Annotated in this window: 14 protein-coding genes and 1 tRNA gene; 2 read left to right on the top strand and 13 right to left on the bottom strand. The window is 36.2% G+C overall.

Annotated elements, in window-relative coordinates; genetic code table 11:
- Nucleotides 1-14: 14 nt before the first annotated feature.
- The 7 genes from rpoN to HWV59_RS22570 form a co-directional block, all read right to left on the bottom strand.
- On the bottom strand, nt 15-1,307 hold the full coding sequence (rpoN, locus tag HWV59_RS22600) for an RNA polymerase factor sigma-54 (protein ID WP_175640350.1): 1,293 nt from the start codon (nt 1,305-1,307) through the stop codon (nt 15-17).
- A gap of 332 nt (nt 1,308-1,639) precedes the next feature.
- Nucleotides 1,640-3,148 carry a DHA2 family efflux MFS transporter permease subunit gene (locus tag HWV59_RS22595; RefSeq protein ID WP_175640349.1) on the bottom strand — a complete coding sequence of 503 codons (1,509 nt, stop codon included), beginning with the start codon at nt 3,146-3,148 and terminating at the stop codon, nt 1,640-1,642.
- A gap of 3 nt (nt 3,149-3,151) precedes the next feature.
- Complete coding sequence (locus HWV59_RS22590; RefSeq protein WP_321197704.1) at nt 3,152-3,820, bottom strand: TetR/AcrR family transcriptional regulator; 669 nt, start codon at nt 3,818-3,820, stop codon at nt 3,152-3,154.
- Between the two features lie 159 nt (nt 3,821-3,979).
- Nucleotides 3,980-4,210, bottom strand: a complete 231-nt coding sequence (locus HWV59_RS22585; protein WP_102232446.1) for a hypothetical protein — start codon at nt 4,208-4,210, stop codon at nt 3,980-3,982.
- A gap of 362 nt (nt 4,211-4,572) precedes the next feature.
- Nucleotides 4,573-6,162 (bottom strand): IS1182 family transposase, encoded by a 1,590-nt coding sequence (locus HWV59_RS22580; RefSeq protein WP_175640348.1) that lies wholly within the window; start codon nt 6,160-6,162, stop codon nt 4,573-4,575.
- 385 nt (nt 6,163-6,547) lie between these two features.
- Nucleotides 6,548-7,078, bottom strand: a complete 531-nt coding sequence (locus tag HWV59_RS22575; RefSeq protein ID WP_175640347.1) for a serine O-acetyltransferase — start codon at nt 7,076-7,078, stop codon at nt 6,548-6,550.
- Between the two features lie 229 nt (nt 7,079-7,307).
- A tRNA-Arg gene (locus HWV59_RS22570) sits at nt 7,308-7,383 on the bottom strand.
- Between the two features lie 158 nt (nt 7,384-7,541).
- Between HWV59_RS22570 and HWV59_RS22565 the strand changes: the two genes are divergently transcribed.
- Nucleotides 7,542-7,994: a DUF2269 family protein gene (locus HWV59_RS22565; protein WP_175640346.1), complete on the top strand. Its 453-nt coding sequence runs from the start codon at nt 7,542-7,544 to the stop codon at nt 7,992-7,994.
- A 493-nt stretch (nt 7,995-8,487) separates the two neighbouring features.
- On the top strand, nt 8,488-9,081 hold the full coding sequence (gene clpP, locus HWV59_RS22560; RefSeq protein ID WP_102232443.1) for an ATP-dependent Clp endopeptidase proteolytic subunit ClpP: 594 nt from the start codon (nt 8,488-8,490) through the stop codon (nt 9,079-9,081).
- A 140-nt stretch (nt 9,082-9,221) separates the two neighbouring features.
- Here clpP and HWV59_RS22555 read toward each other — a convergent pair whose 3' ends face one another.
- The 6 genes from HWV59_RS22555 to trxB all read right to left on the bottom strand — a co-directional run bounded on the left by HWV59_RS22555 (nt 9,222) and on the right by trxB (nt 14,319).
- Nucleotides 9,222-9,479, bottom strand: coding sequence for an HPr family phosphocarrier protein (locus tag HWV59_RS22555; RefSeq protein ID WP_102232442.1), 258 nt, complete (start codon nt 9,477-9,479; stop codon nt 9,222-9,224).
- 25 nt (nt 9,480-9,504) lie between these two features.
- Nucleotides 9,505-10,455 carry a DNA-binding protein WhiA gene (gene whiA, locus HWV59_RS22550; protein ID WP_175640345.1) on the bottom strand — a complete coding sequence of 317 codons (951 nt, stop codon included), beginning with the start codon at nt 10,453-10,455 and terminating at the stop codon, nt 9,505-9,507.
- Between the two features lie 28 nt (nt 10,456-10,483).
- A complete protein-coding gene (locus HWV59_RS22545) occupies nt 10,484-11,449 on the bottom strand; it encodes a gluconeogenesis factor YvcK family protein (RefSeq protein WP_102232508.1) in 966 nt (321 codons plus the stop codon).
- A gap of 4 nt (nt 11,450-11,453) precedes the next feature.
- A complete protein-coding gene (rapZ, locus tag HWV59_RS22540; protein WP_102232440.1) occupies nt 11,454-12,356 on the bottom strand; it encodes an RNase adapter RapZ in 903 nt (300 codons plus the stop codon).
- Nucleotides 12,357-12,466: 110 nt separating this feature from the next.
- Nucleotides 12,467-12,934, bottom strand: a complete 468-nt coding sequence (locus tag HWV59_RS22535) for an 8-oxo-dGTP diphosphatase (protein WP_102232439.1) — start codon at nt 12,932-12,934, stop codon at nt 12,467-12,469.
- A gap of 434 nt (nt 12,935-13,368) precedes the next feature.
- Nucleotides 13,369-14,319, bottom strand: a complete 951-nt coding sequence (trxB, locus tag HWV59_RS22530) for a thioredoxin-disulfide reductase (protein WP_175640344.1) — start codon at nt 14,317-14,319, stop codon at nt 13,369-13,371.
- Between the last annotated feature and the right edge of the window lie 152 nt (nt 14,320-14,471).

Below are 14,471 nucleotides of genomic sequence, written 5' to 3'. Positions count from 1 at the left end.
TTCCATTTCATTTATTAATATTCTTTCCTTATTGAAGACGTTGGAATTGTTAATTGCTCACGATATTTTGTCACCGTTCTTCTGGAAATATCAATATCATACAATGTTTTTAACGTATTTGCTATTTTTTGGTCTGACAAAGGTTTTTTCTTATTCTCTGAATCTATGACTTCTTTTAGTTTTAATTTAACAGCAGCTGTTGAAACATCACCTTGGTTATCAGATAGCTTTGTTGTGAAAAAAGATTTCATGTTCATTAATCCATGTGGAGTTTGAACAAACTTATCTTTTACCGTACGACTAACTGTTGATTCATGAATGTCTAACATATCTGCAATATCCTTTAGTGTCAATGGTTTAAGTGAACTTTTCCCTTTAGTAAGAAAATCACTTTGTTTTTTTAAGATTTCATTCATCACACTCATCATCGTTTCTTTTCTTTGTTCAATTGCCCGCATCAACCATTTTCCTTGAGTAAGATTTTTAGTGTAAAAACTTTTCGTTTCCTTATCTATTCTAACCGGTCCGTTTGTTTCCAGAGGATCATGAACCATTAACTTCGGAATTAACTCATCATGATAAATGATATGCCAAGCGCCATTTACTTCTTTTATTGTCATGTCCGGAGTTACATATGTACTATCGTCTACTCCATACTTCAACCCCGGTCTTGGTTCCAACTGTTTGATCACTTCATGAATTTCTTGAATTTGATTTATTTTTATTTTTAGAAGTTTGGCAAGTTCCTTCCAGGATTTTTCAGCGAACAAGTGAAAATGGTCAGATATAATCGTTTCCGCGAGCTCATTTCTAGTGTGCAAACGTCTTAGTTGCAGCAAAATACACTCCTGAAGTGAGCGGGCACCGATTCCGGCAGGATCTAAGCTTTGAAGAAAATACAATTTACTTTCAACTACCTCTTCGTTAACATTCATTAAATGTGCCAGATCTTCAAGTGAATCTTTTACATATCCATTTGAATCCAATGCGTTGATGAGCAGTTCAAGACATGCCCGATCTTGCTTTGATAACGAAAAATTAATTAGCTGATGCCGTAAATGGTCGCGAAGATTTGTTTTTTCTTTTACCGTATTTTCAATAAAGGATTGTTTAGTTGAGGATGATCTTGAATGACGGAAGAGTGATTTACTTCTCTCCTTCACTTCAATAAGAGGATTTTCTAATGTAAGCTCCCGCACATATGAAAGCAAATCTGCTGAGGAATACTGCAAAAGTGAGATGGCTTGTTGAAGTTCTTGAGTCATATTTAGTTTTAACCCCTGTTGTTGCACTAAATCCATTTTCATTTTTATTTCCTCCCAATAATAGTTTACACAATCGGTTGAAAAGCGTTCAACGAAAGCGCTTACATTTACTATTTTACTAATCATTGATTCTATTACACAAGTATTTTTTTACTATATTTATGTATTGAGTGGTTATACATATGTGATGTTCTTGCAAATTTGATTTTATTTGCAATTTTGAGTTTTTATTTGCTATTTATTAATTTTACTTGTGATTCCTGGAATTTATTTGCGATTCTCAAAATTTATTTGCTATTAGACAAAATCCGACACATTTCACTCCTCCTCATAGACAAAAAGAGCCGCTCCTACTTAGGAATCGGCTCTGACTATTATATCGTCTTAGGCTTCATTTGTGTTTTAGCCTCTTTATTTAATTTCTGAACAGCTTCTTTACTCGTATCAACACGTTTTATAAAGAAAGATAACAAAATTGCTACGATATTAATAACTAAAGTAACATAGAAAGAATATTGAATTCCCTCTAATAGTGACTTCTGCATGATTAGTGCCTGACTAGATGCCGTTAACGTTGTAGGGTCAACACCAGTCATTAAGTTTTCTGCTTCTGATGTTGTTACAGAGTTCATGATTGTAACAAGAATAGCTGTACCAATTGAACCTGACACTTGTTGAACAGTATTATTAACAGCTGTTCCGTGTGGGTTTAAGACAGTTGGTAATTGATTTAAACCATTTGTCATAATTGGCATCATTACCATTGACATCCCAAACATACGAAGTGAGTAGATAAGAATAATATGGCCATAACTAGTGTCCAGTTGCACATTCGCTAACATGTAAGTTGAGACTGCTGTAATCGATAATCCTAAAACAGCTAGAGCACGTGGACCGAATTTATCGAATAGCTTACCTGTAATTGGTGACATCAATCCCATAATAACCGCACCAGGTAACATCATTAAACCAGAATCCAGCGGTGAAATTCCACGAACATTTTGCACATAAGCAGGTGTTAAAATCATCCCGGAGAACATCGCTACTGCATTGACAATCATTACAACAGATCCTAGTGCAAACATTGGATATTTATATACTCTCAAGTCTAATAATGGTTTTTCCATTTTCAATTGACGGACAACGAAAATGATTAAGGCAATCACACCAGCAATGAGAGTAGTTAACACGATTGGATCTGTCCAGCCATCTGCACTTGCAGAACTGAATCCATATAATAAACCACCAAAACCGATTGAAGATAAAACAACTGATAAGTAATCAAGCTTTGCTTCTTTGTTTTGTTCCATAACGTTCTCAAACTTCCAAAATGCTAAGATTAGAGTAATAACAGCTAATGGTAAAATCATTTCAAAAAGTAAACGCCAGTCATAGTTCTCCACGATATAACCGGATAATGTTGGTCCAATTGCCGGAGCGGTAATCATAACTAATCCGAAAACACCCATTGCTGCACCACGTTTTTCACGCGGGAAGCTGACAAGCATAACATTCATCAATAAAGGTCCCATTACAGAAGAACCTGCCGCTTGAATCATACGTCCAGTAAGTAATAAACCGAAGCTAGGTGCAAACGCAGCTAATGCAGTACCTAACGTAAATATAATCATTGAAGTGATAAATAATCTTCGGTTGGAAAACTTCGTTAGTAAAAATGCTGATGCCGGAATTAAAACACCGCTGACTAACATGTAACCAGTAGCAAGCCATTGAATTGTAGAATAGTCCTTAATTTCCAAGTCCACCATCATAGATGGCAGTGCCACGTTTAATAGCGAGTTATTTAAGAAAGAGACAAAAGCTCCAATAAATAAAATAGCAATCATTAAATATGGCGGTTTTTTTTGTAAAGTATCTTCCATCATTTAACCTTCTTTCATGTAAATTTCTTCGTTAGTGTTTTTCACTTGGTATTCTTTCTTGCAAAGTCCTCTTTTAAGTAACTCAATTTGTGCCATATAATTGTTTAACGCTTCTTCATTCGTTAAATCCTGACCGAAAACCTGAACAAAATTTTGGGAGGTAATAGCTCTCAAAATTTTAACGACCTGACGTAGTTCTTCTTCATCTTTAATGTTTAATTGATCTCGATTGATTAAAGCAAGGATATTTTGATACTGCTTTTTCTTGTTTTCATACATATGATCCGCTAACTTGTTTTCCAATTTGTAATTCATATTGAGAAAAACATTTTTAAAGAAGTTTTTATACTCCTGCTCTCTTTGGTTCTTGATGACTAATTGAAACAATTCAATAAATGCTTCGAATATATCTCCATTTTTGTCCTTTAATATTGTGATAAATCGTTCATTATTTCTTTGAATCAACTGGTTTGTTAAGTAATAAAATAAATCCTCTTTATCCTCAAAATATTGATAAAAGCTTCCTCTTGGAATTCCAGCACTCTTAACAATATTGGCAATTGACGCTTCATGTAATGGAACTCTGGAAAACTCTTCCTTAGCTGCTTGAATTAAAGTATCCTGTTTTTCTTTTGGTATTTGAAAAAATGTTTGTTTAGGCAATTTGTTCACTTCCTCTCCAATAAGTGACACCGTGTCATAATTGATCGCAAGATGTATTATATAATGACACCGTGTCATAAGTCAATAAAAAAAGTGACACATTGTCACTTTAATTTTTTGAGCAAAGATGTAAGAAAAAATAAAGCCTAAAAACCTTGTTTTTGGCTTTTAGGCTTCTGTGATCATATGAAGAAAGCTCATCCCTTTATCTGATACTTCAGCATTAAGGGCATTTCCCAAGTTTGTCCGTCTCACAAATCCTTCGTTATATAACATCCCACATATTTTATTGAACTCTTCTGCTGTGAGATGACATTCTTCTGCTGACGGTATATTTCCGTTTAATAATGAAGATAAGATAGTTGCTTTAGCGTTGATAATGTATAAATCCTCGTCCATTACGCACACCTCCTCAGGATCATTATCAGTCAGATGAAAGGTTGATATACCTTTGCATAAAGAAAACTTCCCGTTTTTAAACGGGAAGTTTCTTTTTCGTATTTTACTCCATGTATTTGGACCGACAAGCCATTAACTTTCTGAAGTTATCATTGCACCAAGAATGAGTTGTATCTTGTAGGACTCCTAAATTCAGAATATTAACCTCGTTCCCCTTATGATTTTATAATTGATCACTTATTAAAAACATAAAAAAGAGGGTGACTCAAAAGGTCGTTAAATGACAACCTTTTGAGCACCCTTTTCTTATGTGTTTTTATAAGAATCCAAATAGTGGGATTTTTCAATTAAAAGGGCTATTCCTAACCCTTATTGGTATCAATTTTCCTCATTTCTTTATTTCTTTTTATCGCTTTCTGCATTTTTTTACAGTTATGTGCAACGCAAAGAAGCCCCCATTCAATCGTATTTTTTTGGAGACCCCGCATTGAAAACCGTCTGAACTGTTGATTGTGTTTTAACTGTCCAAATACACTTTCCACATCGCATTTTCGTTGACTATATAATTTCCGGCCTTCCTCACTCTGAAGACGTTCACGAATCTCTTTTCTTTGCCTTTGATTTTCTAGAGATATTGTAATTGTTTTTTGTTCTTTCCCTTTGGCACAAGTTATTTGGAATGGGCAGCCGGTACATTCAAAACAAGAATATCTTCTTTTAATTGATACATATTCATTATCTGATGTTCTTGTGGTTTCATACTGAAAAATAAGGCGTTGCTTGTTTGCACAAATAAACTCATCTACCTCCTCATCGTACTCCATATTTTCTACACGATCGATTTTCTTTTTCCAGCTCTTTTTTTGTTCTTGATCAAACGTATTATATTTTATGTATGCTGTTCGTCCTTCTCTTTCGAGAAAATCATAGTTTTCCTCACTACCATAGCCAGAATCGGCAACTATTTTTTGGGGTTTCACTCCGTGCACCTCCAAGTGTTTGAGGTGAGGGATTAAGCAACTTGGATCACCTGCTCTTTGATGAAGTGAGAAGCCCGTAATAAACTGACCTTCTGTCCCTGTTTGTACATTATATCCTGGTTTTAATTGCCCATTTCGCATATGATCTTCCTTCATTCTCATAAAGGTCGCATCAGTGTCTGTTTTCGAGAAACTGTTTCTTCCATTGAATAGTCGATTTTGTTCTTCATATTTCACTTTACGAGGAAGATAATCTTTTTTTAGTAATCGAACAACTTTTTTCGCCTCTTTATTTTTGGGTTCTGTTTCTAAATGTTTTTCTAACTTTTTAATACTATGTTCAATCTGTTCTGAAGTAATCGGTGTTTCTTTCAGCTTTTCTTCTAGCCCCGCGGAAGGGGCGGACTTTTCCTCTTCTTCAAGGATTTGCTCAATTTGGAAAGCGAGTTGACGATATTTGTCATCTAAACTTTTATCATATTTTTCTGTCGCTTTTCTCCAAACAAATGTATATTGATTTGCATTTGCTTCTATCTTAGTCCCATCAACAAAATAGTGCTCCAGCTTTACCAATCCTTTTTCACGTAGTAACTCTACAATTGAAAAGAAGACTTGATAGATAATATCTTTCATTCGCTCGGATCGAAACCGATTGATTGTACGAAAATCAGGAGTTTGACTACCACTTAACCACATAAAGTAGATATTTTCGGTTAGTAACTTTTCCATCTGTCTTCCTGAGTAAATTTTTTGTGTATAAGCATAATCGATGACTTTAAGTAACATTTTTGGATGATATGATGGGCGTCCACCACCTTTGTAGGGTTGAAATAACAATGTATCGTCTAGCTTTTCTACAGCTTCATGGACAATGGTAGATAAATGATTTTGAGGGATGAGAATTTCAAGGTCTAATGGAAGAACTAACTGATTCATGTTATAATTAACGAAAGAGATATGATCATATTTCATAAAAAATCGTTCCTTTCTTGGATAATTTGGTGTGGTAACTTAATTATACAAAATGGGGCGATTTTTTTGTTGTTTAATTACTCTTTAAAAAAGACTGTTTTCGTAGGGGTTTTGCTTCTATGAATATAATTTTAGATCGATAGTGGAATGGAGCGTAAGACACTTGACTCCTGCGGGAAGTGAGGAAAGGCTGAGACCCCACAGCCGAAGGCGAGGAGGCTCAGCTTCCTCCCCGCGGAAAGCAAGTGTCTGGAGCGCAATGGAACGTCTCGGTTTTTACGTTAACTGAATTAAAAAAATAAAAGTATGAAAAAAGGCTAACCCAAGGTCTAAAATCTAGACTTTTGGGTCGGCCCCTTTTACAGTATTAGATTTTTTGTTCCTTTCACTCCACGTTCGATACTGGATTTACAGGTGAATATTGTATAGAAGGTCTTTGACCAATCACTTTTGATCCATCCGGTAGATCTTTCTGCACTACCGTATTAGCTCCGATAATAACATTTTCACCGATAACAAGAGGACCTGCTATAACTGCTCCTGAATATATAGTAACGTTATTTTTAATTTCTGGTCTTGATAGACCTTTCGAATTAACTTTGCCATTTTTACCAATCGTCACGTTTTGAAAAACAGTTAAATTGTCTCCTGCTTTTATACTTGCAATTACAACTCCTACAGGATGAACAATAGCAAAACCTTTTCCTATTTCAGCGCTGTATGATATTTCACATGAATTAATCAAGACATTTAGTTGATACAATAAAGACGCTAAAAATTTCATTTTATGTTTATAACACCAAAAAGAAATCCTATAAATTAGAACAGCAGATACCCCACGATTTAAAAATATAGAATATAATATTTTAAATTTATTTAATTTACGTCGTTTGAAATCAGAAATAATAAGCCCCATATATACCTCCTTTATGTTTGTACATATAGAGTCTACGTATTTTTCAAGACTATTGTGTCCGTGTTTCTAATTTAAGTAAGGTATTAGCAGCATGACATTTTTCAAGCCAAAATAAAAAAGCCTACATACACAGCAGCACGTTGATTTGGTAGTTTCCAATGTTTTTACTACATAAAAAAAGCAAGGGCCTGAGATCAACTCAAACCCTTGCTTTTCTTGAATTTATAGACGCGCTCGAAGGGATTCGAACCCCCGACAGACGTGGTACCGGAAACCACCGCTCTATCCAACTGAGCTACGAGCGCACAATATATGTCAGTACGATGAATTATACTTTAACTTTCTCTTAATTTCAACTGTCTTTTCAAGTATTCTTATTGGAAAAATACTTTCAAAATAACGGTTCTAATTTATCCCTTTTTATGTATAATTTACAATATAGGTAAAAAGGAGGAGGTGCACTATGACAATTTACTCATTATTATTACTAATCCATATTGTTGCAGCAGTTGTTGGGCTTGGTGCCAGCTTTGGCATGCCTGTTTTGATGCGCAGTGTCAAAACAGTTTCACAAGCGAAATTTGCGCTTGCTGTTTCAGAAGGGATCGAAAAGTTTGCGAAGGTTGGAAGCATTGTATTATTAATTACAGGAATCATCATGGCCATTATTAATCCTTATTTATTCAAAGAAATTTGGTACATTGCATCACTTGTTATTTATGTGGCTGTCCAACCAATTGCCGCAGGATTATTACCAAAGAAAGCAAAGGCTCAAATGCAAGCTCTTGAAAACCATCAAGGTGAGGAGCTACCGGAGGAGTACATAACACTCGCAAAACAATCCGCTCCATTAAACAATGTATTACATATTTCAGCTATTATCTTAATTATCCTAATGACAATCAAACCATTCTAAAAATATGTATGATAAGCAGCATCTTATGGGTGCTGCTTTTCTTAGTATTGTTTAGGATATCCATAAAAATTCTTGAACTGTGGCTAAGCGCACGACATCCAGCTCCAGCGCCTAGCCCCTCGAGGTCATAAGCCAATTTAGAATTGAAGGCAAAGAACGCCTTCTATTCTAAATCGTCTTATGCTTGTCGGGGCTGATCAAGGCGCTTGCGCTTTTGTTGTTTGAAATCCAAAAAATGTGGGAAACATGATTACATGTTATGCTTTTACCATACATAGGATAGTAAGGAACACATAGATATCCATATTTAAAATTCATTGTGCTGCATTGGTCTTTTCGTTTGACCTTTATTGACCTTAGTTGTATGATGGAGATACATAAAGATTTACCTTTTGTTTCATGTCTATGTGTAAAGTCTTAAAGGATTACATAGTATCTACATAATACCCTTTAGGACGAAAAATCTTTCTTATATTAAAGGAGGAATACGAAAATGAATTTAATCCCTACAGTTATCGAACAAACAAACCGTGGTGAGCGTGCTTATGACATTTACTCCCGTCTTTTAAAAGACCGTATCATCATGCTTGGTAGTGGAATTGACGATAATGTGGCAAACTCTATCGTTTCTCAACTACTTTTCTTAGAAGCAGAAGATCCAGAGAAAGATATCTCGATCTATATTAACAGCCCGGGTGGATCTATCACAGCTGGTATGGCTATCTATGACACAATGCAGTTTATTAAGCCAAGTGTATCAACAATCTGTATCGGTATGGCTGCTTCAATGGGTGCATTCCTACTTGCAGCTGGAGACAAAGGAAAGCGTTATGCTCTTCCTAACTCTGAAGTGATGATTCACCAACCACTTGGTGGAGCTCAAGGACAGGCAACTGAAATCGAAATTGCTGCAAAACGTATCTTATTCTTACGTGATAAATTAAACAAAATTTTATCTGATCGTACAGGTCAACCACTAGATGTGATCGAGCGTGACACAGAGCGTGATAACTTCATGACAGCTGAACGTGCACTGGAGTATGGTTTAATTGATAAAGTGTTAGATCGTAATACTCTAGGAAAATAAAATTGATAAAAAGCTAAAGCCAATACGGTTTTAGCTTTTTTGTTTTAAAAGCAAATTAATGTCTGATGATAAGCATGTTCAAAACCTACTACTTCTAAACAGAAAGACACACCGCCTGTAAACTTCGGTGTGTCTTGTTATTACCCTTCTTGTTCAACAAACTTAGCTAATGCGTCTACAGCTTCCTGCTCATCGCTGCCTTCAGCAATAAGGTTGATTTCTGCTCCAGAGCTAACAGCTAAACTCATTAAACCCATAATGCTCTTTGCATTTACTTTTTTTCCATCTTTCTCTAAAAATATATCTGATGCAAAGCGATTCGCCTCTTGTACAAATAATGCTGCTGGACGTGCCTGTAAACCTGTTTTTAGATTTACTTCAACTAACTTTTCAACCATGGTAATCTCCTCTTCCTTTTTATTATTATTTTATAGATAACGGCTGGCCTGATCTAAGTTGTTCAGCTATTTCGTCAAGCTTTCTTAAGCGATGATTAATGCCTGATTTGCTAATTGTACCGCTTGAAACCATTTCTCCAAGCTCTTTTAGTGTAACATCCTGGTATTCTACTCGGAGTCTTGCGATTTCCCGCAATTTATCCGGTAGAGCATCTAAACCAATTCTTTCATCAATAAAGCGAATATTTTCAACTTGTCTAAGAGCAGCTCCTATTGTTTTGTTTAGATTGGCTGTTTCACAGTTGACTAAACGATTAACAGAATTCCGCATATCCCGGACAATTCGAACGTCTTCAAATCTAAGTAATGCCTGATGTGCGCCGATGATATTCAAAAATTCTGTAATTTTTTCGGCTTCCTTTAAGTACGTAATAAATCCTTTTTTACGTTCCAAAGTTTTACTGTTTAATTCAAATGTATTCATTAACTCACAAAGAGAATCATTATGTTCCTTATATTGTGAGAAAATTTCAAGGTGATAGGATGAAGTTTCCGGATTATTCACAGACCCTCCTGCAAGGAAGGCTCCTCTAATATAAGAGCGCTTGCAACATTTCTTCTTCACCAGGTCTTCAGAAATACTTCTATAAAATGTAAAACCTTCATTGAGAATATTAAGATCTTCTAAAATCTCTTTTGCTCGCTCAACAAGACGCACAATATAGACATTGTTTTTCTTTAAGCGCATCTTTTTTCGAACAAGCAGTTCGACTGATATTTCATATTGTTTTTTTAGAAGAGTATAAATTCTTCTTGCAATCGCTGCATTTTCCGTTTGAATATCTAAGATAAGCATACGATTCGAAAATGAAAGTGATCCATTCATTCGAATAAGTGCTGAAAGTTCTGCTTTCAAACAGCATGGTTTTAGTTCTAAGTTGGTTAATTCCTTTTTCGTCTCAGATGCAAATGACATTTCTGCACCCCCATTCTTTACCAGGAACTCATGTCATCTCATGTTGTAGAATTCCATATAATAGCTTAGCTACCTTGTTTGTATCATGTCTTATCACATTGTTTTCATAACTTACAATTTTATCTGTTAACACTTCCAGCCCAAGTGACTTTAGGTTCTCAATATCATAATGGACCGGCTTTGCGAGTTCCTCCTCATAAAGAGATTTAATGTGTGCCGGAATTTCCTCTTCATTGACAAGAATTGTATCAATGAAAGATTCCTGCATATGATCGTATAAAGCTTTTACATGATCACTAGCAGAGAAATCCAACGTCTCGCCAGCTTGTGTCATTACATTACAAATATACACTTTTTTTGCTTTTGCTTTGCGAACCTCTTCCCCTATTTTTGGAACAAGAAGATTCGGTAAAATACTTGTATATAAGCTGCCGGGTCCGACGACAATTAAATCAGCCTCCCGAATCACATCAACCGTTTCCTGCAGTGGTTCAATCTTATTCGGACTGAGGAACACCCGCTTAATCTTCTTTCCTGAAAAAGGAATCTTTGATTCTCCTGACACAACGGTTCCATCTTCCATCTCTGCATGCAAAACTACGCTTGTGTTTGCAGCCGGCAATACTTTTCCCCTCACATTTAACACTGTGCTCATTTCTCTGATCGCATGGACAAAGTCACCGGTAATGTTCGTCATTGCCGCCAGGATTAAGTTTCCTAACGAATGACCAATTAAATTATTTCCTTTGTTAAAACGATGCTGGAACAGCTCTTCAACGAGAGGTTCAACATCAGATAATGCTGCTAATACATTGCGAATATCTCCAGGAGGTGGGATATTTAATTCATTTCGGAGCCTTCCTGAGCTCCCGCCATCATCGGCAACAGTTACAATCGCAGTAATATCAACAGGAAATTTCTTTAAGCCTCTTAATAAAACCGATAATCCTGTACCGCCGCCGATGATGACTACCTTAGGTAATGTTTCTGCCATTACTTTAATGATGCTTTCTTTTCTCAATGTCTCGATGTGACACTTGAGTGTGGTAGTCATTTTTATAGTAATTGGCAATGTATTCAGCTAATGTTACTGAGCGATGTTGTCCTCCTGTACATCCAATCGCAATAACGAGTTGACTTTTGCCTTCACGCTTATAGTAAGGCAGCATAAACGTGAGCAGATCTTGCAGCTTTTCTAAGAACTTCTGAGTTTCATTCCATTTTAACACATAGGAAGAAACCTCTTCCTGTAAACCAGTTTTTGGTCTCATATGATCGATATAGTGCGGGTTAGGTAAAAAGCGTACATCAAAGACAAGGTCTGCATCAATTGGAATACCGTATTTAAACCCAAATGATGTAACATTTACCGTAAATGTATGCTCAACACTTGAAGAGAATTGTTTTAGTATTTTTTCTCTTAGCTCTCGCGGCTTTAGATCAGATGTATCGAAAATAAGCTGTGCTCTTCCTTTTAATTCCTCAAGAAGTTCTCTTTCAAGGCCAATTCCTTCTAATGGAAGACCCTTTGATGCTAACGGGTGGGAACGTCTGGTTTCTTTGTACCTTGTCACGAGAGTTGAGTCTTTTGCATCCAAAAACAAGATATGTGGTGTTAACCATGCATTCTCCGCTAAATCATCAAGAGCTTCAAACAAGCTATCAAAAAATTCTCTTCCACGAAGATCCATTACAAGTGCCACTTTATTCATTTTCGCGCCTGACTCTTTCATTAACTCTAAGAATTTTGGTAATAAAGTTGGAGGCAAGTTGTCCACGCAGAAATATCCTAAGTCTTCAAAGCTTTGAATGGCAACTGTTTTACCTGCCCCGGACATACCTGTAATAATCACCATTTGCACCTCTTGTGGTGTCTGCTGATCATTTTGTTCAATCGTCATTTCATATCCTCCCCTCTTTCTTCTCCATCGTTTATTTTAACGTTACCATGTTTTCCCTTTTGCTCATGTACGTTTGTAAGAAAATATGCCACACATCTGATATCCCCGTCTTATTGTGGATCTAAGCGGTAGGAAAGTAACTCATAATCAGGTGTGTATGTAAAAGTACCATAAAGCATTCCTGTTCCCTTTATCACATAATCCAAGATGTGATGATCACCAGGTGCCATTGGCAAATCCTGAATAACATCTTTATCATGCCAAGTAATCGTTCCCTCTTCAGATTCCAATACATTTGTTCCTTGGTAATCTGTTGCTAAGAACGTAAACATCATCCATTCTGATACAATATCTGTTCCATCTTTAATGATGAAGGTAAAGATCCCTTTAAGCTGTGGGTTTTTAATATATATGCCCGTTTCTTCACGGAATTCACGAGTGACCGTATCCTTCACCGATTCTCCTAACTCCATCTTTCCACCAGGAGCTACCCACCAGCCTCTTCTAGGTTTTTGCAGGAGAAGAACTTTATTTCCTTCCATTAAGACGCAGTTGGTTACTCTTTGCAAATTCTTCACCTCAATTTCCCATAGAACATTACTGTTTCTAGCAACGTACTTTTTCTTCCATTATACTATATTTCAAATTATCTTCACAACGAACAGGATTGGTGATTTGCAATAAAAAATCACGATGTTACAGGGGTGGCAAGGTTAGTTATTCTTTTATTGTTTTACGAGAGAAAAATTCTAAGAAGAGGATTTACTAATGTATATACGTTTGTAAAAGAAAACTGTTTCATTTTTTCAAAAGAAAAATAAAAACAGAAGACGACAAAAAAAGGGAGCATGGGAAAGGGCGCCCATGCTCTAAAATAAGTCTATTTATAAAAGGGGGTCAATTACTATTTATATAGTACCTCATAATTGTTTCACTCATGTTACAACAGAGTTAAAACACAATTACGAAATTGTTAATCATCTTTCGACAGCCTTTTACAATTCCGTCCCGCTTATTTTACAGCCTTTAATTTTTCAGCTAATTCCTCTACATAGTGTTGTGCACTTTGAGCTGCAATACTTCCGTCACCAGTTGCTGTAACGATTTGGCGAAGCATTTTTTCACGAATATCACCAGCTGCAAAGATCCCTGGAACTCTTGTTTCCATACGATCATTTGTCTCAATGTATCCATTTTCGTTTGTAATCCCAAGATTTACAAACGGTTTTGATAATGGAACCATGCCGATGTATATGAATACACCGTCTGTTTTGAATTCTTGTTCTTCACCATTCTGGGTATTCACTAATGTTACGTTTCCAACTTTACCGTCTTTCTCGTGTATTTCTTTTACTGTGTGATTCCAGATAAAGTCGACTTTTTCGTTATCAAACGCACGTTGTTGAAGAATTTTTTGAGCTCTTAGTTCGTCTCGACGGTGAACAATTGTTACCTTTGAAGCGAAGCGAGTTAAGTATACTCCTTCTTCTACGGCAGAATCTCCTCCGCCTACTACAACCAGTTCTTTTCCTTTAAAGAATGCCCCGTCACAAACCGCACAATAAGAAACTCCACGTCCACCAAGTTCTTTTTCACCAGGGACGCCAATTTTCTTGTATTCTGCACCTGTTGTAATAATAACGGCTCTTGTTTTGTATTCTTTTTTTCCCGCTTTGACAATTTTGTATTCTTCTCCATCTACGATTTCCTGAATATCTCCATATGCATATTCTGCTCCGAATTTCTTCGCATGATCAAACATTTTTGTTGATAGTTCAGGCCCGAGAATGTGATCAAAACCAGGATAATTTTCTACTTCCTCCGTATTTGCCATTTGACCGCCCGGAACGCCGCGTTCAATCATAAGTGTTGACAGGTTGGCACGTGATGTATAAACAGCCGCCGTCATTCCCGCTGGACCTGCTCCTGCTATAATAACGTCATAAATTTTTTCTTCTGACATGATTGTTCACTCCTTCGATTACACCTTTACTTTGATTATCTGCTTTTTTTAGAAGACAAATACCCTTCAATTAATTTGTGCTATACACATCGTATTAAATTAAAGAGAATGATGCCATTTTTTTGCTCATGAAGGGAAGCGCAGATACAGAA

Origin of the sequence: Metabacillus schmidteae (assembly GCF_903166545.1) — a bacterium.
Classification (GTDB): Bacteria; Bacillota; Bacilli; order Bacillales; family Bacillaceae; genus Metabacillus; species Metabacillus schmidteae.
This window is presented reverse-complemented; position numbering and strand designations above follow the sequence as displayed.